The sequence below is a fragment of the Pseudomonas sp. Q12-87 genome, from assembly GCF_001269755.1.
GTDB classification, from domain to species: Bacteria; Pseudomonadota; Gammaproteobacteria; order Pseudomonadales; family Pseudomonadaceae; genus Aquipseudomonas; species Aquipseudomonas fluorescens_S.
In genome coordinates this window covers 382,475-402,245 of sequence record NZ_LHVI01000020.1, presented here as the reverse complement: position 1 = coordinate 402,245, position 19,771 = coordinate 382,475, and the positions used below count along the sequence as shown (strand labels likewise).

Sequence of the window (19,771 nt, the reverse complement as noted above, 5' to 3'; positions counted from 1 at the left end):
AGCGGCCCCAATAACGGCCTGGCAACTCGGTGTATCAGGCAAATCCAGAGGGCCGCTTCGCGACCCAGCGGGAGCAAGCTCCCTCGCCACAGGTGTATGTGCAAATTCAAAAATCATGCGCCAGGCCAGGTATCTGAAAGCCGATAGCCCTGCGGCCACGGATCGGCCGGGTCCAGCAGCAACTGATGCGTGCCGGTGATCCACGCCCGTCCGGCAATGCACGGATAAATCGCCGGGCGTCCGGCGACGTCAGTCTGCGAATCGATGCGGCAGTGGAATTCAGAACCGATGATCGAGCGTCCGATGAAGCGTTCGCCAACCTGCATCAGGCCCTTGGCATGCAGCACCGCCATGCGCGCCGAGCAGCCGGTGCCGGTGGGGGAACGGTCGATCTTGCCGGGCTGGATCACCACCGCGTTGGCGCCGGTGGCGATGCCGTTCTCCTGGACGATGGGCGCGGCGATCTGGCAGAACGAGATGTGCGACCAGTCGGGGTTCAGCGGATGGACGAAGCCCAGTTGTTCATTGGCCGCCCGGGTGATCTTCAAGCCTACCGCCACCAACTCGGCGGCTTCGTCGGGGCGGATGGCGAAGCCGAGGCGCTGGGCATCGACGATGACAAAGCTGTCGCCGCCATAGGCGGTGTCGACCTGCAGCGAGCCCAGGCCTTCGACTTCGATCCAGGCGTCGAGGCGGTCGGCGAAGGAGGGCACGTTCTTGATTTCGACTCGCTGCACCTTGCCGTCGCGGCAGTCGGCCACGGCTTCGATCAATCCGCCCGGCGCTTCCAGCACCAGCCGGGTCTGGGGTTCGGTCATCGGCAGGATGCCGCTGTCCAGCAGCACCGTGGCGACGCACAGCGAGTTGGAACCGGACATCGGCGGGGTGTCGGCCGGTTCCATGATGATCCAGGCCATTTGCGCCCGTGGGTCCTTGGCCGGCACCAACAGGTTGACGTGGCGGAATACGCCGCCCCGGGGCTCATTGAGCACGAAGTTGCGCAGGGTCTGGTCCTGGGCGATCCAGCGCGACTGTTCCCACACCGTGGCGCCGGGTGGCGGGGCGACGCCGCCGACAATCACATCCCCGACTTCGCCTTCGGCGTGGCAGCTGACTACATGGATGATTCTGGATGAGCGCATGGATCGATCCTTGTGTTGTCTTGTAGGGCCCTTTCGCGAGCAAGCCCGCTCCCACAGGGTTCAATGGTGTGCACTAGCCAGTGTGGGAGCGAGCTTGCTCGCGAAGAGGCCATCCGCTATTTCACCGACTTGAGAAACGCCGCCGTCTCCGGCTGCACCGGGTTGACGATCACCTGGTCCGGCGGCCCGATTTCATGGACTCGCCCGTTGCAAAAGAACGCCACTCGATCGGACACATCCCGGGCGAAGCGGATCTCGTGAGTCACCAGCACCATGGTCATGCCGTCTTCGGCGAGCATGCGCATGGTGTCCAGCACTTCGCCCACCAGTTGCGGGTCCAGGGCCGAGGTGGCTTCGTCGAACAGCATGTAGTCCGGTGACATCGCCAAGGCCCGGGCGATGGCCATGCGTTGCTGCTGGCCGCCGGACAACTTGCCGGGGAAGGCCTTGAGCTTGTCCCCCAAACCCACGTGCTGGAGCTGTTGCACCGCCAGGGCCTCGGCGTCCTGCTTGCTCTTGCCCAGCACCTTGCGCGGCGCGAGCATCACGTTTTCCAGCACGGTCAGGTGGGGGAAGGCGTTCCATTGCTGGAACACGATGCCGATCTTCTGCCGCAAGCGATTGAGATCGGTGGCGCGATCATGAACCTCGATACCGTCCACGCGGATGCTGCCTTTCTGGATCGGCTCCAGGCCGTTGATGCACATCAGCAGCGTCGACTTGCCAGAGCCGGAACCGCCGATGATCGACACCACTTCTCCCTTGTCCACCGTCAGGCTCACGCCCTTGACCACTTCCAGGTCACCGAAGGATTTGTGTACGTTTTCGATCTCAATCATTTTCCTGCCACCTTCTTTCCAGGCGTGCGCCGAGGCGGGCGACCACCAGGCTCATGACGTAGTAAAAGAGGCCCGCGATGCACAGCACCAGCAGGGGTTCCTGAATGCGCGTGACGATGGTTTGCGAAGCGCGCAGCAATTCGACGATGCCGATCCACATCACCAGCGCGGTGTCCTTCATCACGCCGAGCACCAGGTTCAGCCAGCCGGGAAAGGCCACCCGCGTGGCAATCGGCAGGACGATGAAACGCAGGTCCTGCAGGTAGCTCAGGCCCAGGGAACGGCTGGCCCGGCGGGTGCTCAATGGCACGGCGAGCACGCCACCGCGGACGATTTCGGTGAAGTACGCGGCGGCGTATACCCCCAGCACGATGCAGCCGACCGCGAAGGCACTCAGGTCCAGCCCCGCGATGCTCTTGAGGGAATTGAACAGCACGAACTGGATCAGCAGGGGCACGCTGCGAAACACGTCCAGGACCCAGGCCAGCGGCAGGCTGGCGCGCGGCATCAGCGCCCGCAACAGGCCGAACAGCAACCCGGCCAGGGTGCCCAGCAGAATCGACCAAGCGGTCAATTGCAGCGTGACCCAGGCCCCGTCGAGCAAGAACAACAAGTCGTTAATAGTGAGGCTGGTTTCAAACATGACGAGCCCTCAATAACGGAACAAGCGCCAAGACAACAGCCGGGCCAGCCCGACGATCAGCTTGGCGATCAGGTAATACAGCACGGCCGCAAGGGCGAAGTATTCAAAGGTGCGGAACGTCTTGACGTTGTATTCCTGGGTGACGCCGGTGAGGTCGTTATTGAGGCCGACCACCACGCCCAGGGACGTCATCAGCACCGCCCAGACCATCTGGTTGGTCAACGGGTAGAAGACGATGCGCAGCAGCTGCGGGACGATGATCATCCGGTACGCCTGGAAGGCGCTCATGCCCAAGGAGCGGGCCGCGCGCATTTGTGTGCTGGGCACGGCCTTGAGCCCACCGCGAAAATTTTCCGCCAGGTAGCCGGCATTGTTGAAGGTGATCCCGGCCAGCAGTGCCAGCCAGGAACTGACGTGCAGCCCGAGGGAACCGAGGCCGAAGTAGAGGATGTAGATCTGGAACAGCGACGGCGTGTTGCGGGCGATGGACACCCAACCATTGCCAACGCCGCGCAGCAACGGATGGCGGGCCTGGCGCATCACGGTCAAGACCAGGGCGATCAATACGCCGAAGATCATCGACAAAGCAGCGGTCTCGAACGTGACCCAGGCCCCGGCGAGCATGTCGGGCAGGGCACGCAATGCCGGGCGCCATTGGAAACTGTAGTCAAACATGTGCAGGGCTCCCCAGGCGGGCGGTGGGTTGCAGCCATGCCGGCGGCTGGCCGTGGGTCGTGGCGGCGCATGCGGCGTCGATGCATTGCGCGAGGCTGGAAAAATGCACCCCGCGCCCCACCAGGCCCGGTGCGTAATGGGCGTATTTGCCCGAGTTGGTCATCAGGGTGGTGGCCTGCGGCGGGATCACCGGTTCGCCCAACATGCACCAGCAGGTATCGGTCACCAGCACCGCGCCGAACGCCTCGATGGCGTCCAGGTGGCCGGCCTGCCGGGCCTGCTCCAGCACCCTGCGGCCGCAAGTGATCGCCAGCACCACTTGGGGATGTTTGACGCGGCCTGCGCAGAGGGGCGCCAGGGTCGCGAATTCGCTGAGGGAAAAATGCGGGTTGCCCAGGGAAACCACGTCCACATGGTTGTCGCGGGCGCTGTTGAGCTCGCGCCAACTGGCGAGCAGGCCTGCGGCATCGACGGTTTCTTTTGGCAAGCGGATACCAGACTCCACGACGTGGTCCGGGTCCAGGGCCTCCGGCGTCACCCCGGCGATATGGAACAACGGCGCGGCGCTGGTGGTGGCGAATGCGGCGCCGAATGCCTTGAGGTCGTCCAGTGTCGGGTTGGCCTGTTCCAGACCGCGGATCAACGGGACGCGCCGCCCCGTCAGGCTGCCGATGTGATAGCCGAGCAGCGGGTAGAAACTGTCGTCCACGTTATCTGGCTGCTGCACGTCGATGATCAGCCTGGCCTTGCGCTGGTCATCGAGATGGCAACCGGTCAGGGGCGCCCGTCCACACAATGCGATGCAGATATCCAGGAAGTCCGGGTACTTCTGCGTGCGCGCCCCCAACACGCTGTTGGCGTAGACCACCGCGTTGGATTCGGCCCAGACGATCTGCTCGCCGGCCTTGGGTGCGGTGTCCAGCAGGTAGGGCGCGCAGGTGTAACTCAGCTGCGCGCCCATGGCCATGTAGGCGTCGCCCAAGGCACTGGCCGGTTCGCCCAGGGCGGGATCGACGCCCAGTTCCCGCCAGCGGCGCTGGTCCACGGAAATCGAATTGAGGGTGGTGGGCACGTGTACCTTGGCGCCCCACTGCACCAATTGTTCGGCAAACCGCAGGCTGGCCGGACCGGTGTAGATGCAGCCGTCGATGTGGGCCTGGGTCACGTCCAGCAACTGCGTGGCGCCTTGGATGTCGGCCATGCGCAGGACGATTTGCATCGCCACTTGGGCAGCCTTGCCATGACGGCCGTCGAGCAGCGCCCGGTCCCGTTCGGTGAGGCTGACGGTGGAGGGCATGGACGGCTGCGCGGGCACATCCGCTGCAATCCACTGATCATTCGGACGTCGGCCCGACAAGGTCAGCCCGTCACCTTCGAGCCGCACAAATCCTTGCCCGCGCAGCCCGGCAAACGCCTCGTGCCCGACGCACAAGACCGGCAGGGAGCGTTGGAAAATCACCTCTGCCACCAGCACGCCCAAGGTAAGGATTTCATCGGCTTCGGCCAGCACCAGGGCGGCGGGCGCATGGCCGTTGCTGATCAGCTCCATCAATACGCTGCTGCCGGTGCAGGAGCCGCGTCCGCTGGGAATCGCCAGCACACGCCCGGCCAGGCGTTCGCCGCTCAGGGGATGGTGACGGTCAATGACTTCGCCGCTGGCCGGATCGACGCCGCCCCAGAAACTCAGGCCCACGTCGGCGAACAGCAGGGCGCCCTGGGCGGCACCCTCCACCAGGCTGCGGCCTTTCACACGGACAGGCGTGCTTGGCATGCGCCGATCCTCAGTAATAAACCTGGGGAACGGTCAGGTTGGCCGGCGGAATGTCAGTGCCGACCCATTTGACGAACAGTTCTTTGTAGCGGCCGGTGCGCACTTGCTGGTTGACGAACAGGTTGAGGTAATTGAGCAGGCCGTACTCGCTGCGCTTGGCGCCGAGGGACACGTAGTCGATGACGTAGGGTGCGTCGCCGGCAATCTTCAGGCCCTTGTACTTGCCCGACTTGATCGTCGCAGCGGCTACGGTGTTGGTGACCACGGTCGCATCGATGTGCCCTTGGGCGACGGCCAGCAGCGTGTCGTTCTGCGACTGGTAGGCGCGGAAACTGCCGCTGCCCCAGCTCTTCTGGTCTTTCTCCAGGGCGATGGCTTCGTAGGTGCTGCTGGTGTTGCCCAAGGCCTTGCCCTTGAGGTCGGCGTAGCTGTTGATGCCGGTGTTGTCGCGGGTCAGCACGACCATCTGGAAGGCGAAGTAAGGCACGGTCAGGCCAACGGTCTTGGCCCGCTCCAAAGTGTCGGAAGTGGAGGCGACGATGACATCGGCGCGGCCGGACAACAGCGCGGGGATTCGGTCGGAGAAAGGCGTTTCCACGACTTCGGCGTCTACACCGAGGACCTTCGCCAGGTCGTGGCAGTAATCCACGTCGAAGCCTGCCGGCTTATTGCTTTCGTCGCGAAAGCCCATGGGTGGGAAGTCCAGGGTCACGGCGCAACGCAGTTTGCCGGAACCGATGATGTCGTCGAGTTTGTCGGCTTGGGCGGGGGCGATGAAAAGGGGTGTGAGGACAACGCTGAGGGCTACGGCCAATGCAGGGTTTTTCATAAATGCCTCGCTGTCGAATAAATGCGGTGAGATATCGTATTGAGGATTTCGTATACGATATTAGATAAGCAATCAGCGTGCCTATCTGCGCTGCGGCCGCCAGAACGTCACCAAACAGCGGAAATAGAGGCTTCTGCACTGAATGAGCGGCAGTGGGATGGGGTGGCGTGCGCGTTTGAGGTGTTACAGATAGGAGCAGCGCAGGTGCCCGGCGCCCCGTTAGGGAACAACGCCCAATGCAGATTCGCGGTATTGACTGGGCGACAGGCTGGTCAGCGCCCGGAACTGGCGACTGAACGCGCTGTGGTCGGTGTAACCGCAGCGCAAGGCGATCTCTGTGATCGGCAGGTCCTTGTCCAGTAACAATCGCGAGGCCTCTTCCAGGCGGGCCTTGTGAATCATCTGCCGGGGCGTGAGTTGGAAGATACGCTTGCAGTGCCGCTCCAGCTGCGCCACCGATAAACCGGCGATGGCGGTCAGCTCGGCCAGGCTGATGGGGCGGGCGAAGTGGTGTTTGATATGGGCATCCACCGCCGCCAATTTTTGAAACGCCGGGTGGCTCGATTGGGGCAGCTGCAAGTCACGGGAAATGCCCGCCAGGCCGACGGTCTCGCCATTGAGGTCTTGCAAGGCCAGTTTGTGGGTCAGGCACCACACTGGCTGGTTGCCGTAATAGAGGTGCAACTCCAGCTGGTCGGCCAGCTCCCGCCCGCTGGCCAGCACTCGCCGATCCTGTTCGGTATACAGCGGGCCAAAGCGCTCGGGAAACACCTGCTCGGCAGTCAGGCCCAACAAATCGCCGCTGTGCTTGAAGCCACAACGCCGGGCCAGGGTCTGGTTGACGAAGGCGTAGCGGGCCTGCTTGTCCTTGATGAAAAACACCACGTCCGCGAGGGTGTCGAGCAGCGGCGCGATGGGTTGCAGGCTGCGCAGCAGGGTGTCCAGGTCGCAGGGGGCGAAGGAGGTGAGCGTGGGGTACATGGGCACCTGCAATCCGAGAGATCCACAGATCATAGAGCCAAAGCCATTGAGGCAGGAAAATTCTGGAGCCGACTCGGTCGACTGTGGGAGCGGGCTTGCTCGCGAAAGCGGTGGCTCGGCTTGCATTGATATTGACTGTGCTGACGTCTTCGCGAGCAAGCCCGCTCCCACAAAAGGTCCAGGTGCGCTCAGGTGGGCGGTGTTTCTTCAAGTCCCAGCAGGGTCTCGATCCGCGCCGGGCTGAAGGGCGGGCGGGGTGTGGGCGGGGTCCAGCCGAACAGATGCTCCAGCGCGGCGCCGCACACGCGGCCCTGGCAGGCGCCCATGCCGCAGCGGCTGGCCAGTTTCGCTTCGCGCCAGTTGCCATGCCCGACGAGCTCGCCGTACGGCACGTCTTCGCAGCGGCAGACCAGTGTGTCGGCGCGGGCCAGGGTCTTGAGTCGTGCGTCGAGGGCGAAGGCTTTGTTCAGTGCCTGGGCGAAACCTTGCCAACGTGCGCGGCGCGGCCACAGGCGCTGGGCGGCTGCGCTATTGCCCACCGCCGCGTGGCCGGCGATGGCGCCTTCCACCAGCGCCAGTTCGCTGCCGCCAAAACCGGTGCATTCGCCCGCAGCATAATGGTCGCGGCGGCTGGTCGCTTGCCAGGCGTCGACCACCAGCCCTTGGTCTCCCACCACGCAGCCCAGAGCCTGGCCGAGCTGGGTGTTGGGAATCAGCCCGAAGCCACAGGCCAGGCGGTCGCAGGCCAATTCAACGATCTTGCCGTGTTGCAGCAAGCGCACGCCTTCCAGCCGTTCGCGCCCCAGGGCCTCCAGCACATGAGTGCCGGTGCGGTAATGACCGTCGAACAGACTGAACGATTGCACAAGCTTGCCCGGCCAGCGCGGCAGTTGCGCGGCGAAGCCGCCCACACGGGCGCGACTGGCCTGCTCGGCGATCCGCAGCACGCGAGCGCCATGGTGCTTGGCTGTGGCGGCACTGGCCAGTAACAACGGTCCGCTGCCGGCGATCACCAGCCGCTCGCCGCGCACCGGCAGGCCGCCCTTGATCAGCGCCTGCAAGCCACCGGCGCCGGTAACACCGGGCAGCGTCCAGCCGGGGAAGGGCAGCAACAGTTCACGGGCACCGGTGCAAAGGATCAAGCGCTCATAGCTGATCTGCCAGCCGCGCTCGGCATCTTCCACCAGCAGGGTTTTTTTGGCGGCGCAGGCGATCACCCGAGTGCCGGCATGGCAGCGGATGTTGGCGCAGGCGTGCAGTTGCTCGCGCAGGCGTCGAGCCGTGTCGGGGAGGCTGGCCTGGGGACCGTCGCGCCAGATCTGTCCGCCGGGCAGCGGGTTGTCGTCGAGCACTACGATGCGCTGGCCGCTGTTTGCCGCAGCCAGCGCAGCGGCCATGCCAGCGGGGCCGGCGCCGATGATCAACAGGTCGGTGGTTTCGTTCATGGTCGGGTTTGCACCTGCATGCCGTCGCGACACACCGTCTGACAGGCCAGGCGGCGGTGGCCGTCGATCATCACCCGGCACTCCTGGCAGATGCCCATGCCGCATAAGGGCGCACGGCGCTGGCCGCTGACGGACGTGCGGCTGCAGCCGTCCGCGCCCAAAGCCAATGCCGCCGCGACGCTGCTGCCGTTGGCCACTGACAGGGGGCGGCCGTCCAGGAATAGATCAGGCATAACATCAGTGTCCTCTGGTTAGGCGAAGGTCAGGGCGAAACGCCGACCCCGTGGCGAGGGAGCTTGCTCCCGCTGGGCTGCGAAGCGGCCCCTTGGTCTGTCCTGACACACCGAGTCGCCAAGTCGACGTTGGGGCCGCTGCGCGCCCCAGCGGGAGCAAGCTCCCTCGCCACAAGGGGTTGTGTCGGGCGTCAGGCATGGGCCGGTTCTCCGAGGAAGCGCTGTGGCAGGTAAGCCTGAGGGGCCAGTGGCGATGTTTCGTTGAACAGCTGCGAAACCAGCAGATCAGCGGTTGCGGGCGCCGTCGTCACCCCCAATCCTTCGTGACCCACCGCCAGCCACAGGCCCTTGCGTTGCGGATGTTGCCCCACCAGCGGCAGGCCGTCGGGGCTGGCGGCGCGAAAACCGGTCCAGGCGCGAATGCCGTTGAGTTGCGCCAGCCCCGGCATGTAGTCGACGGCGCGCTTGAGCATCTTCGCCAGCATCCAACCCTCCACCTGCGGGTCGACGGTGCCGAACTGCCGCGACGCACCAATGAACAACTGCCCGGTTGGACGTGGCTGGATATTGCACGCCACCGACGGCCCGCTGGCGTTGTGGGCGCTGGTGACATAGCCCAGTTCCACCAGGGTATGGGCCACCGTGGCGGGGTAGCGGTCGGTGATCAAGAGGTGGCCTTTTTTCGGCTCGATGGGCAACTCCGGGCATAGCTCGGTGGCCTGGATTCCGTTGGCGAGGACGACGGCGTCGGCGCTCAACCAGCGACCGTCGGCCAGGCGCACACGCGGGCCATCGACCTCCATGACCTGGGCGCGTTGTTGGCGAATATTCGCCTCTTCCAGCATCCAGCGAGCGGCAGCCGGGGCATACAGGATGCCGTCACCCTTGATCAGCAGCCCGCCTTCCAGGCCTTTGCGCAGTTCGGGTTCGCGCTGGCGCAGGGCCGCGCTACCAATCAGTTCGCAAGCTTCGCCATGGGCCAGCAGGTTCAGGTACTTGCTGTGGGCCACCGCCATTTCCTCGGCATTGGCCGCCAGCCACAAGGTGCCGTTGTTACGCCAGGCGCAGCCATCGGGAAGACTGGGGGACAACTCGCGCCAGCGCTGTAATGAGTATTGACTGAGGGCCAGTTCCGCCGGGTTGTCATCGAGCACCAGCAAATGGCCCATGCCGGCCGCCGTGGCGCCATGCCAGCCGGCGTCCAGCACCAGCACCTTCAGGCCCCGTTGCGCCAGCGCGCGGGCGCAGGCCGCGCCGATGATGCCCGCGCCGATGACGATCACGTCGGCGCCTGGGCCTTGGTTCATGGACGAATGCCCCAGGCGAACGGGTCATTCGCATCGATGATCAGCGTGGTTTCGGCGCTGATGTAGGCACGGCCACGGATGGTCGGCACGATGCGCTCGCCCGCGCGTTCGTAGGAGCCTTCGAACTCGCTGCCAATGACACTGGCCTGCCGCCAGATCTGTCCGGGTTGCAGTTTTCCATCAGCGGCCAGGCACGCCAGCTTGGCGCTGGTGCCGGTGCCGCAAGGGGAGCGGTCATAGGCCTTGCCCGGGCAGAGCACGAAGTTGCGACTGTCGGCGTGAGGGTCATCGGCGAACAGTTCGATGTGGTCGATCAAGCCGCCGTCTTCGCCGCGAAAGCCTTGCTGCTCCAGAGCCTGTTGCACGGCGTAGGTGTAGGCGGTCAATGCATCGAGGTTGTCGCCCGCCACGCGTTGGCCATGCTCGGCGATCAGGAAAAACCAGTTGCCGCCCCAGGCGACATCGCCCACCACCGGGCCGATGCCGGGCACTTCCAGGCGCAGCGCCTGGTGATAACGGTAAGCCGGCACGTTGCGCACGCTGACCGAGTGATCGTCATGCAGGGTTGCCTGCACCGTGCCCACCGGGGTTTCGATGCTGTGCACGCCGGGGCCGATCCTGCCCAGGTGCGCCAGTGACGCCACCAGGCCGATGGTGCCGTGGCCGCACATGCCCAGGTAGCCGCTGTTGTTGAAAAAGATCACCCCGGCACAGGCGCTCGGATCCACCGGTTCACAGAGCAACGCACCCACCAGCACATCGCTGCCGCGCGGTTCCAGCACGCAGGCCGTACGCCAGGCATCGTGCTCCGCGGCCAGGCGCTGTTTGCGCTCGGCCATGCTGCCTTGGCCCAGGTCAGGAAAACCGTCGGTGACCAGCCGAGTGGGTTCGCCGCCGGTGTGGGAATCGATCACGGTGATGCGTTTCATGGGAGGACCACGTCCGTTCAGATGAGTGACGGCAAGCGTGGCCCGCGCCGAGGGGCGAAGGCTTGATGGATTTATCCGCCGCTGATGACGAAATCGGCACAGTGCTGGTTCATTGGCTGGAAGGCAGGAACTCGAACAGTGTCTTGCAGACCCCTGCGATGTGCTCGTCCAACAGTCCAACCGCCCGTTCGACGTCCCCGGCGCGACAGGCCTTGATGATGTCCCGGTGCTCATGATCGGCGCGGTCCTTGCCGGCCGAAAGGCTCATCTGCATGCGCAAGTAACGCTCCAGCTTGTCGTGGACTGAACGGATCAGGCCCACCAGAAAGGGCCGTTGCGCCGGTTCGTAGAGGCAGGCGTGCAGTTGCCAGTTCAGTTCGGCCCAGCGGCCCACGTCGTCTTCGCCGATGAATTCCTGGCAGATGCTCTCGGCGCGGGCGAACGTTTCTTCGGTCATGTTCGGAATCGCCAGGCGCAGGACTTTGTCTTCCAGCAGCATTCGCACTTCGAACATCTGCGCCAGCTCCGCCTCGGAAATGCGCGTGACCATGGCCCCGCGATTGCGCTGGAACATCACCAGGCCCTCGGCTTCCAGGCGCTTGAGTGCCTCGCGCACGGGAATCTTGCTGACGTTGAACTGACGGGCAATGTCGTCCTGGCGAATCGGCTCGTCTTCGGCAAAATGCCCGGCGACGATGGCATCGCGCAGGTGACGGGTGATGATCTCCGAAGTGGAGGGGGTATTGCCCAGGTCGGGCAGGTTGAACTTGGATAAAGTCACGGCGGCGGATCGTTCGGCTGAGATGCGGATATGGTATACGACTTTGCCGGGATGGTCGTTGGGGCTATGAGTGGTCGGGTCGATCCCTCGCCACAGAAATCCTGGTTAAGCCGTGGGACAGATGCGTCACGTAGGCCTGTGTCCGAACGATGATAAGTCCCGTACCACACGCCCCGGCAGCCAAGGCCAGGCCAAACAGGACCAATGCCGCGTCTGCGCCGAAATAATCCGCCAGCCATCCGGTCACCACCACCGGAATGCTGAAACCGATATAGGCAAACAGGAAAAATCCAGCGGTGACTCGTGCCTTTTCGACACCGGCCATCGCCGTGACCGCTGAGAGCCCGCCCAGGTACAGAAAGCCATAACACGCACTGCTGGCGCCCAGCGCGCCGAGCAGCACGGCGGTCAACGAACCGACACTCGCCCCCCAAGCCAGCAAGGCGTAGCTCAACGGTAAGATCACCAGCCCCAATGCCGTGGCCTTGGCCGCAGAGATGCGTCGAACCCAGGGCTGGAAGAGCAGCCCGCAACTGATCACCGTGAAGGTCGACAGGCCCGACCAACCCTGCAAGTCATGGGTCGCCAGCACCGACGGCAAGATGGCGATGACCAACCCCGAGGTTGCCCAGGCCAGCAACATGGAAAAGCTGTAGGGCAGGCTGCCGCGCGGAAATAACGGCAGTCGCAGCAAGGGGGCGTTTTGATTCTTTATCGCCGGGTCGGGAAGCCGCCACACGACGACGATAGCGCTGGCGGCCAGCATCAACTGCATCCAGAAACTGCCGGGCGTGACGCTGTGATGAGCGTACAAAAACAGGCTGGTCAGCGCCGCACCCAGGCCAAACCCCAGGGACGTGCTGGCCGTGACCCGGTTGGCCGGCGCGCGGGTGTCGGCGGTTGCCATGAGTTCGGTCATATAGGCGGTCGAGGTGGCCGAGGCCAGCCCCGTACCGACGCCCATCATCAGGCGCGCCAGGCCCAGCGCCGGGAGGCTCGGCCAGAGCAATGTCACCACTGTCGCCAGCATCGACAGGCCCAGCGCGATCAGGATCAACGGTTTGCGTCCCACCCGGTCGGCCAGACCGCCGAAGGCCAGCAGCACCGGCAGCACTCCCAGCACGTAACCGGAAAACGCCACTGCCGTGGCGCCGGCACCGTAACCGGATAACTGCGCGTAAGTGGTGTACAGCGGCGCTTGCAGGTTGACCGCCAGGGTGATCAGGCAAAGGCCGAAAGCCAGTCCCCAGGAATGTCGATGCTGTGGGTTCAAGGGTTTTCCTTAAGTGTGCGCATGAAGTCCCGGGGACTATCACTTCCGGGCACAACGTAAACAAGGAACAGACCCAGGCCATTTATGCTTAACTGTTCGCTCGAAATTAGAAAACACTTAGTCAAGGGTGCCAGCCGTGGATCTGAAGATTGATCGCAACGTTACCGAACCCTTGATCCGGCAGCTCGTGGCTCACATCGAGGGTTGGATAGCCGCCCATGGCATTCGCCCCGGGGCGCGAATGCCGTCCATTCGCCAGTTGGCCCGGGAAAATGACCTGAGCCTGTCGAGCGTGATCAAGGCCTACGATCAATTGGTGGCCTGCGGCGTGCTGGAGTCCCGGCATGGCGCGGGTTTTTTTGTCGCGCAGCAGTTGCCCCGGCCGATGGAGCCGGCACCTGAAGCCGATAATGAGGCGTGGCGGTTGTTCGATAATGCATCGACGCAGCTCAAGCTCGGTTGTGGCTGGCTTCCCGACGCCTGGCGCGACGACACCGACCTGGGCCAGGCGATCCGCCAAGTGGTGCGCAGCGACAACCACGCCCTGTTCAACTACAGCACCCCGTTGGGCTCGCCTCAGCTGCGCCTGCACATCCAAAAACGCTTGGGCCTGATCGACATTCACGTCGACCCGGCGCAAATCATCACCACCCAAGGCGCCAGCCAGGGCCTTGACCTGCTGGTGCGAACCCTGCTCAAGCCAGGTGACCTGGTGCTGGTGGAAAGCCCCGGCTATTACAACCTTTTCAACCTGCTGAAATTGCATGGGGTCAAGACCCTGGCAGTGCCGCGAACAGCCCAAGGTCCCGACATCGCCCAGATGGAGCAGTTGCTCGGTGAGCACAAGCCGTCGTATTTCTTCATCAACAGCATGTACCAAAACCCCACCGGCACCAGCCTGGCCCCCAGCGTGGCTTATCGGCTGCTGCAACTGGCAACGGCACATGACTTTCGTCTTATCGAGGACGACATCTACGCCGACTTCCAGAATGGCCCGACGTCGCGACTGGCGTCCCTGGATGCCCTGGACCGGGTGATTTACCTGGCGAGTTTTTCCAAGACGCTGTCCAGTTCGCTGCGCATCGGTTATGTGGTTGCCCAACCCGAAATCATCCAGCGCCTGGCCGAGGTCAAGATGGTGACCGGCATCGGCTGCTCGCTGCTGGCTGAAAATGTGGTGGCGACGTTGTTGGCCAATGGCGCTTATCGCAAGCTGATCCAGCGCTTGCGCCAGCGCCTGAACAAGCGGATGGCGAGCACGCTTCGGCAATTGGACCCCGCCCATTGGGAGGTGTTTGCCGAGCCGATGGGGGGCCTGTTCGTCTGGGCCAGGCCGCGGTGGCTGGCGGCACAACGGGCGCAGCAGATCGCCCGGGAGCTGCAAATCCAACTGTCCCAGGGCTCGACGTTCCTGCCCCAGGGCGAGGCGTGCGATTGGTTGCGGTTGAACGTGGCTTATACCCAGGATCATCGTGCGCAGGTGTTCTTCCAGCGGGTGGAGCAGGAGTCGATTGCGGCGGTTTAGTCTGCTTTTGGCTGACTAAGCAGTCACAAAAACACCCAGCGTTAATGGGAATAAATATCAAACAGGAATGAGTTGTTGTATCTTTCGCGACACATTCTTGTCAGCCTCCAAATGTGGTGGCTTTTTTCCATTAGGATTGTGCATCGATGCGTCGGATTCTCGTTTCACTGTGTGTGCTCCAGGCTTACTCCGTTTCCACCTGGGCAGAAGAGTCAATACCTGCCACCCCGGCGACCCTTGAGCTGCAAGCCACGGATATCGTCGGCGTTTCAGACTATGAATCAGCACAGGGACCGGTGAAGGGCTACCAGGCCACCCGTTCAGCCAGCGCCACCCGTACCGACACGGCGATCCATGAAACCCCACAATCCATTTCCGTAGTGTCCCGTGACGTGGTCGAAGACCTCGGCGCCACGCGCCTACAGGACGCCCTCGATTACGCCGGCGGCGTAGGCCGGGCCAATAATTTTGGCGGTCAGGGTCTGACCACTTTCACGGTACGCGGCTTCACCACCGGGGAGTTCTACCGCAACGGTTTCCCGATCAACCGTGGCTACCCGAACATGCCGGACGCCAACACCATCGAGCGGCTGGAAGTGCTGCGTGGTCCGGCGACCATGCTCTATGGGCGTGGTGATCCGGGCGGTACTTTCAATGTGGTGTCCAAACAGCCGTTGGCCGAGCGCACGGTGACCCTCGGTAGCCAAGTCAGCGATCAGGGGATGCGTCGCGGTACGCTGGATGCCTCCGGGCCGTTGGATCAGGAAGGCAACCTGGCCTATCGCTTGAATGTGGTGGGCGAGGGTGGCGACACGTTTCGCGACCACGTCGAGACTGAGCGTTACGGCATTGCGCCGGTGGTGACCTGGCAGGTCAACGACACCACGCGCCTGACTTTCGAAGGCGACTTCATGCGCAACAATGCGCCGCTGGACCGGGGTTTGACCCATTATGCCGGCCAGCGCGGCAGCGCTTCGCGCGATACCTTCTTCGGTGAAAAAGACGCCGGTAAATTGCACAACGACAACAACATGCTGCAGGTGCGTTTCGAGCACATGCTCAACGACGACTGGACCCTGGCCGGCGGTACCCAATGGCTGGAGGGCTCGTTGCAGGGCAATGCCATTGAAGGCAATGGCATCGCGGCGGATGGGCGCACTCTGGGACGCAACTTCAACTATCGCAAGTTGGAATGGACCGACCGGGACACCCAGCTCAACCTCACCGGACATTTCTCCACCGGTGGGTTCGAACACACGTTGCTGACCGGCATCGAGTATGAAGACTACGACTACCAATCCATCATCCAGCGTTCGGCTGCCGGGACCGGTGCCTACCCGATCGACATCTTCGATCCGGTGTATGGGCAGCCCCGCCCCGCGCTGACGCGCACACCCACCGACGACCAGGAAAACCTCAAGACATTCGGGATGTTCGTCCAGGACCAGGTGGCGCTCACCGAACGTTTGAAATTGTTGGCCGGTGCGCGTTTCGAGCGGTTCGAACATGAATACGAGAGCTTCGTGCCGCAGAATCCACCCGGCAGCAGAAACTGGGACACCAGCCACAATGCCGTCACTCCGCGCCTGGGGCTGATCTACGACCTGAGCGACACCGTCGCGGTCTATGCCAACACGGCCCGTTCCTTCAAGCCCAACAACGGTGCCAGCCGGGCGGGTGGCGGGTTCAAGCCGGAGGAGGGCAAGTCCTATGAGATGGGGGTCAAGTGGGAAGCCCTGGACGGTCAGTTGAGCGTCGATGCGGCGGTGTATCAGATCGAAAAACGTAACGTGCTCACCACTGACCCGGTGGATTCGACGTTCAGCGTGGCCGCTGGCGAAGTGCGCAGCCGAGGTTTTGACCTGAACGTGGCAGGCAACCTGACGCCGCAATGGCGCGTGATAGGTGGCTACGCCTACGTCGATGCGCAAGTCACCAAGGACATCAACATCCCCACCGGCACCCGACTGCTCAACGTGCCCAGGAATTCTTTCAGCCTGCTCAACGTCTACGAATTCCAAGACGGCGGCCTCAAGGGCCTGGGCCTGGGTGTCGGTGCCAAGTACGTGGACGAGCGGGCCGGCCAGACGGCGGCCAATGCATTCTCCATGGACAGCTACACCGTCGTGGACCTGCTCGGTTACTACAAGGTCAACGAACGTATCCGCCTCAACCTGGACCTGAAAAACCTGTTCGACGCCGACTACGAAGAAGGCGCATTCGGTAACGTCTACGCCTACCCAGGCGCACCACGAACCGTGCAGGCCGGTATTTCCTACTCGCTTTGAGGCTCAATAAAACAGGAGCGGTGCGAGCAAGCCAGGTGTATCGATAGGCAGATTTGTGGCCACTGCAAAGCCCCTGTGGGAGCTGGCTTGCTCGCGAAAGCGGTGGATCAGCTTGCCTCAGCGCTGGTAGTGCCACCGTCTTCGCGAGCAAGCCCGCTCCCACAGGGAAGACGCGACCCCAACTAAGCCCACGCCACTACTGCTTGGGCTGACTTCGAGCCTCAGTAGCCGTCATCCCCGCATACCCCCAATTATCCGTATCAACCTCCTCGATCACGATATGGGTCAGATGCGGATCCTTACCCAGCACCCGCTGCAACGTCTCAGTAATTTCAGAAATAACCTGGGCTTTCTGCTCACGGGTAACCCCGTCGCGAGTGATACGAACATTGACGAAAGGCATGCTGCACTCCTGCTGATAAAAAATGCGCGGGAGGATTCCCGGGCAAGCAAAGACTGTATTTATACGCCACAGGCTGATAAACAGGCATCTGCATACTCCAGTCGATACGCGGCGTAACGAATCATGAAGCGACATTTCGAAGATCTGCAGTTAGGCAGCATAGAGCTGTTTTGCATGGCGGCGGAGGCGGGCAGTTTCACGGCGGCGGCGAATTTGGCAGGTGTGACGCCAGCAGCGGTGAGCCGCTCGATCTTCCGCCTGGAGGAGCGCCTGGGCTCGCGGCTTTTCGTGCGCACCACCCGCAGCATCCGACTCACCGAAGCAGGCCGCAGCTATTTCGAGCAATGTCGCCAGGCCCTGACACAACTGGTCGAGGCGCAACAGGAAGTGATGGGCGCTCAATCGGTGCCGTCCGGTCAGCTGCGCATCAGCCTGCCGACCACCTACGGTCATCACCGGATCCTGCCATTGCTGCCGGCGTTCCGGGCGCTGTACCCGCAAGTCAGCGTAGACATTCACCTGGGCAATCGAAACATCGATTTCGTCGCCGAAGGATATGACTTGGCGATCCGCGTGCGGGCCCAGCCGGACTCTTCGATGATTGCCCGTCTGCTGGAAGACGCGAAGCTGGTGGTGGTCGCGACCCCGGAATATCTGCGCCAGGCCGGCACGCCGCAGACCCTGGAAGACCTGAACGATCACCAATGCATTCAATTCGAATTGCCCAGCAGCGGCCGGCGAATTTCCTGGTTGTTCACTGTCGATGGCAAGGAACAGGAGGTCTTCGGCCAGGGCAGCTATAGCTGCTCGGATGATGTGCTGGGCGGGGTGACGTTGGCCAAGCATGGCGCGGGGTTGTTCCAGACGTATCGGTTCATCGTCGAACAGGAACTGGCGGATGGACGCCTGGTGGAAGTGCTGCAGCCGTTCAGTGGCCGGTCTCGGCCCTTCACCTTGCTGTACCCCCACGGCCGCTATGTGCCGCAACGGGTTCGTGCTTTCGTCGACTTCTTGCTGGAGCACCGGCAGCAGTGGGCCGGGAACTGACGGGAACATCCTTCAGCCAAGCGTTTCCTGCGGCGTGAAAGCTAGCTTCCAACCAAGGGGCGATGCGCGCCCCCAGGCTTGCCACAGAAAACGCCTTATTCAGTCGGCGATCAGAAGCGGAACGCTTGGCGACCGATCAGCAGCCATTTGCCGTCTTTCTGCTTTTGCCAGATCTGGAAGTTCTCGATTTCCGTCGGCACCACCTCAGTGCCCTTGAGCGCTTGCGCCGAGAAGTGGTTGCGCACCAGCGCTACATCGCCCGACAAGGTGATTTTCTGGTTTTGCATTTCCAGGGTCTTGAACGCGCTCTTGCCGGTTTCGATGTCGGCGATGAACGCTTTTTTATCTTGGATATTGCCGCTGGAATGCCCGTAGGTCAGCTTCTCGGAAGCCAGTGCCTGGAGTTGTGGGATGTCCTTGTGCAGCATGGCCTGGGTCAGCTGATCAACGGCCTTGGCCACGTCCTGTTCTGGCGATGACGTGGCTGCCGCAGCATAGCCGCTGAACAGGCACAGAAAGCTAACGATCAATGTCGCTTTTTTCATGGGGGTGTTTTCCTTGTTTTTGTAGGTATTTGGAACGGACGAGCGCAGCGCTCGTCGGTCATCGTACAACTTGTCGAGGGCAACGGGAATAGTTCAGCGGTCGGTTCGCGCGCTAAATTGCCGGCGGTCGAGTACTGGCAGCCCGAGCCGGGTCATGGGGTGAGGGCCTTTCTAGCCCTGGTGTCGTGTTTACAACCCGTCCCGAACTGCCCCTCGAATCCCCTCCAGCAACATGGTGAACGCCGGGTTGTCGTTGTCCTCGCGCCACACCAGGTGCAATTCGCTCTGCACCCCTTCGCCCAGGTCGATCTCACGAAATACCACCTGCTTGAACACCACGCTGGTGGCGCAACGCGGTACCAGCGCCAGGCCCATGCCGGCATTGACCAGGGCCAGGATCGTCAGCGACGAGCCCAGCCACTGCACGAATTGCGGCGCGACCCGGGCTGAGCGGAGCATGCCGGTGAGCAGTTCGTTGAAGGGCGGGTAGGCGGAGTGGGAGTACATGAGGAACGGTTGCGCATCCAGGTCCTGGACGCTCACGGTTTCGGCGCTGGCCAGCGGATGTCCGGCCGGTACCGCCAGCACGAAGGGCTCGCGCACCAGGCATTCAGTGGCGTAGCCGGTTTCCAGCAGCGGCGAGCGGACGATGCCCAAGTCGATGCGCCGGGCGCGCAGGGCTTCGTGTTGCAGGTAGGTGTTCATTTCCGCCAGGACGATCTTGACCTGGGGTTGTTTCAGCCGGGCTTCGGCGATGACCTTGGGCAGGAACTCGTACACCGCGCTGCCGACGAAGCTGATGGTGACCGTGCCGATGTCGCCCTGGGCGAAGCGCTTGGCGGCCTCGGCGGCTTGCTGGGCCTGCTGCAGCAGGTTCTGCGCTTCGACGAAAAAGGCCCGACCCGCCGCGGTGAGTGCCACGCTGCGGGTGCTGCGGGTGAACAATTCGACGCCCAGGTGATGCTCCAGCAACTGGATCTGCCGGCTCAGCGGTGGCTGGGTCATGTTCAGCCGTTCGGCGGCTCGACGAAAGTTCAGTTCAGTCGCCACGGTGGTGAAGCAGCGCAGTTGGGCCAGTTCAAACATTGATTCAATCCAGGTATCAATCAAGTGCC

At 63.0% G+C, this 19,771-nt stretch carries 19 protein-coding genes; 3 read left to right on the top strand and 16 right to left on the bottom strand.

Going from position 1 to position 19,771, the window contains the following annotated elements; genetic code table 11:
- Positions 1-113: 113 nt before the first annotated feature.
- From AD663_RS15465 to AD663_RS15405, 13 genes are all read right to left on the bottom strand, one after another.
- Complete coding sequence (locus AD663_RS15465) at positions 114-1,142, bottom strand: proline racemase family protein (RefSeq protein ID WP_003182428.1); 1,029 nt, start codon at positions 1,140-1,142, stop codon at positions 114-116.
- Positions 1,143-1,258: 116 nt separating this feature from the next.
- Entirely contained in the window at positions 1,259-1,981 is a 723-nt protein-coding gene (locus AD663_RS15460) for an amino acid ABC transporter ATP-binding protein (RefSeq protein ID WP_003182426.1), read from the bottom strand.
- Positions 1,974-2,624: an amino acid ABC transporter permease gene (locus AD663_RS15455; protein WP_003182424.1), complete on the bottom strand. Its 651-nt coding sequence runs from the start codon at positions 2,622-2,624 to the stop codon at positions 1,974-1,976. Before AD663_RS15455 ends, AD663_RS15460 begins: the two co-directional genes overlap by 8 nt.
- Positions 2,625-2,633: 9 nt before the next feature.
- Positions 2,634-3,299: an amino acid ABC transporter permease gene (locus AD663_RS15450; protein WP_003182423.1), complete on the bottom strand. Its 666-nt coding sequence runs from the start codon at positions 3,297-3,299 to the stop codon at positions 2,634-2,636.
- Entirely contained in the window at positions 3,292-5,070 is a 1,779-nt protein-coding gene (locus tag AD663_RS15445; protein WP_053214071.1) for an aconitase X, read from the bottom strand. The genes AD663_RS15450 and AD663_RS15445 overlap by 8 nt, the downstream gene beginning before the upstream one ends.
- A 10-nt stretch (positions 5,071-5,080) precedes the next feature.
- Complete coding sequence (locus AD663_RS15440; protein WP_003182419.1) at positions 5,081-5,899, bottom strand: transporter substrate-binding domain-containing protein; 819 nt, start codon at positions 5,897-5,899, stop codon at positions 5,081-5,083.
- Positions 5,900-6,118: 219 nt separating this feature from the next.
- Positions 6,119-6,880, bottom strand: a complete 762-nt coding sequence (locus AD663_RS15435; protein WP_003182418.1) for an AraC family transcriptional regulator — start codon at positions 6,878-6,880, stop codon at positions 6,119-6,121.
- A gap of 188 nt (positions 6,881-7,068) precedes the next feature.
- Positions 7,069-8,325, bottom strand: a complete 1,257-nt coding sequence (locus tag AD663_RS15430) for an FAD/NAD(P)-binding oxidoreductase (protein ID WP_053214070.1) — start codon at positions 8,323-8,325, stop codon at positions 7,069-7,071.
- The gene (locus AD663_RS15425; protein ID WP_053214069.1) at positions 8,322-8,558 is read right to left on the bottom strand and encodes a 2Fe-2S iron-sulfur cluster-binding protein; all 237 of its coding nucleotides are present in this window, start codon (positions 8,556-8,558) and stop codon (positions 8,322-8,324) included. Before AD663_RS15425 ends, AD663_RS15430 begins: the two co-directional genes overlap by 4 nt.
- 191 nt (positions 8,559-8,749) lie before the next feature.
- Positions 8,750-9,865, bottom strand: coding sequence for an FAD-binding oxidoreductase (locus AD663_RS15420; RefSeq protein ID WP_053214068.1), 1,116 nt, complete (start codon positions 9,863-9,865; stop codon positions 8,750-8,752).
- On the bottom strand, positions 9,862-10,794 hold the full coding sequence (locus tag AD663_RS15415) for a 4-hydroxyproline epimerase (RefSeq protein ID WP_053214067.1): 933 nt from the start codon (positions 10,792-10,794) through the stop codon (positions 9,862-9,864). The genes AD663_RS15420 and AD663_RS15415 overlap by 4 nt, the downstream gene beginning before the upstream one ends.
- Before the next feature lie 109 nt (positions 10,795-10,903).
- Positions 10,904-11,575, bottom strand: coding sequence for a GntR family transcriptional regulator (locus AD663_RS15410; protein ID WP_003182408.1), 672 nt, complete (start codon positions 11,573-11,575; stop codon positions 10,904-10,906).
- 64 nt (positions 11,576-11,639) lie between these two features.
- A complete protein-coding gene (locus AD663_RS15405) occupies positions 11,640-12,848 on the bottom strand; it encodes an MFS transporter (protein ID WP_053214066.1) in 1,209 nt (402 codons plus the stop codon).
- Between the two features lie 136 nt (positions 12,849-12,984).
- On the opposite strand from AD663_RS15405, the gene AD663_RS15400 reads away from it, so the two are divergent.
- Together AD663_RS15400 and AD663_RS15395 are read left to right on the top strand one after the other, a co-directional pair.
- Entirely contained in the window at positions 12,985-14,373 is a 1,389-nt protein-coding gene (locus tag AD663_RS15400) for a PLP-dependent aminotransferase family protein (RefSeq protein ID WP_003182403.1), read from the top strand.
- A gap of 146 nt (positions 14,374-14,519) precedes the next feature.
- Positions 14,520-16,661, top strand: a complete 2,142-nt coding sequence (locus tag AD663_RS15395) for a TonB-dependent siderophore receptor (RefSeq protein ID WP_053214065.1) — start codon at positions 14,520-14,522, stop codon at positions 16,659-16,661.
- Between the two features lie 196 nt (positions 16,662-16,857).
- On the opposite strand, the gene AD663_RS15390 is transcribed toward AD663_RS15395, so the two are convergent.
- On the bottom strand, positions 16,858-17,064 hold the full coding sequence (locus AD663_RS15390; RefSeq protein ID WP_003182400.1) for a 4-oxalocrotonate tautomerase family protein: 207 nt from the start codon (positions 17,062-17,064) through the stop codon (positions 16,858-16,860).
- A 123-nt stretch (positions 17,065-17,187) separates the two neighbouring features.
- Between AD663_RS15390 and AD663_RS15385 the strand changes: the two genes are divergently transcribed.
- Positions 17,188-18,111 carry a LysR family transcriptional regulator gene (locus AD663_RS15385; protein WP_053214064.1) on the top strand — a complete coding sequence of 308 codons (924 nt, stop codon included), beginning with the start codon at positions 17,188-17,190 and terminating at the stop codon, positions 18,109-18,111.
- A 110-nt stretch (positions 18,112-18,221) separates the two neighbouring features.
- Here the strand turns inward: AD663_RS15385 and AD663_RS15380 are convergent, their stop codons facing one another.
- Together AD663_RS15380 and AD663_RS15375 are read right to left on the bottom strand one after the other, a co-directional pair.
- A complete protein-coding gene (locus tag AD663_RS15380; RefSeq protein ID WP_003182396.1) occupies positions 18,222-18,656 on the bottom strand; it encodes a nuclear transport factor 2 family protein in 435 nt (144 codons plus the stop codon).
- A 189-nt stretch (positions 18,657-18,845) separates the two neighbouring features.
- The gene (locus AD663_RS15375) at positions 18,846-19,742 is read right to left on the bottom strand and encodes a LysR substrate-binding domain-containing protein (RefSeq protein ID WP_003182394.1); all 897 of its coding nucleotides are present in this window, start codon (positions 19,740-19,742) and stop codon (positions 18,846-18,848) included.
- Between the last annotated feature and the right edge of the window lie 29 nt (positions 19,743-19,771).

What these genes read in the sequence shown, in the direction of transcription:
- AD663_RS15465 (WP_003182428.1), bottom strand. Translation starts at nt 1,142, where the DNA reads ATGCGCTCATCCAGAATCATCCATGTAGTCAGCTGCCACGCCGAAGGC.
- AD663_RS15460 (WP_003182426.1), bottom strand. Translation starts at nt 1,981, where the DNA reads ATGATTGAGATCGAAAACGTACACAAATCCTTCGGTGACCTGGAAGTG.
- AD663_RS15455 (WP_003182424.1), bottom strand. Translation starts at nt 2,624, where the DNA reads ATGTTTGAAACCAGCCTCACTATTAACGACTTGTTGTTCTTGCTCGAC.
- AD663_RS15450 (WP_003182423.1), bottom strand. Translation starts at nt 3,299, where the DNA reads ATGTTTGACTACAGTTTCCAATGGCGCCCGGCATTGCGTGCCCTGCCC.
- AD663_RS15445 (WP_053214071.1), bottom strand. Translation starts at nt 5,070, where the DNA reads ATGCCAAGCACGCCTGTCCGTGTGAAAGGCCGCAGCCTGGTGGAGGGT.
- AD663_RS15440 (WP_003182419.1), bottom strand. Translation starts at nt 5,899, where the DNA reads ATGAAAAACCCTGCATTGGCCGTAGCCCTCAGCGTTGTCCTCACACCC.
- AD663_RS15435 (WP_003182418.1), bottom strand. Translation starts at nt 6,880, where the DNA reads ATGTACCCCACGCTCACCTCCTTCGCCCCCTGCGACCTGGACACCCTG.
- AD663_RS15430 (WP_053214070.1), bottom strand. Translation starts at nt 8,325, where the DNA reads ATGAACGAAACCACCGACCTGTTGATCATCGGCGCCGGCCCCGCTGGC.
- AD663_RS15425 (WP_053214069.1), bottom strand. Translation starts at nt 8,558, where the DNA reads ATGCCTGATCTATTCCTGGACGGCCGCCCCCTGTCAGTGGCCAACGGC.
- AD663_RS15420 (WP_053214068.1), bottom strand. Translation starts at nt 9,865, where the DNA reads ATGAACCAAGGCCCAGGCGCCGACGTGATCGTCATCGGCGCGGGCATC.
- AD663_RS15415 (WP_053214067.1), bottom strand. Translation starts at nt 10,794, where the DNA reads ATGAAACGCATCACCGTGATCGATTCCCACACCGGCGGCGAACCCACT.
- AD663_RS15395 (WP_053214065.1), top strand. Translation starts at nt 14,520, where the DNA reads ATGCGTCGGATTCTCGTTTCACTGTGTGTGCTCCAGGCTTACTCCGTT.
- AD663_RS15390 (WP_003182400.1), bottom strand. Translation starts at nt 17,064, where the DNA reads ATGCCTTTCGTCAATGTTCGTATCACTCGCGACGGGGTTACCCGTGAG.
- AD663_RS15385 (WP_053214064.1), top strand. Translation starts at nt 17,188, where the DNA reads ATGAAGCGACATTTCGAAGATCTGCAGTTAGGCAGCATAGAGCTGTTT.
- AD663_RS15380 (WP_003182396.1), bottom strand. Translation starts at nt 18,656, where the DNA reads ATGAAAAAAGCGACATTGATCGTTAGCTTTCTGTGCCTGTTCAGCGGC.
- AD663_RS15375 (WP_003182394.1), bottom strand. Translation starts at nt 19,742, where the DNA reads ATGTTTGAACTGGCCCAACTGCGCTGCTTCACCACCGTGGCGACTGAA.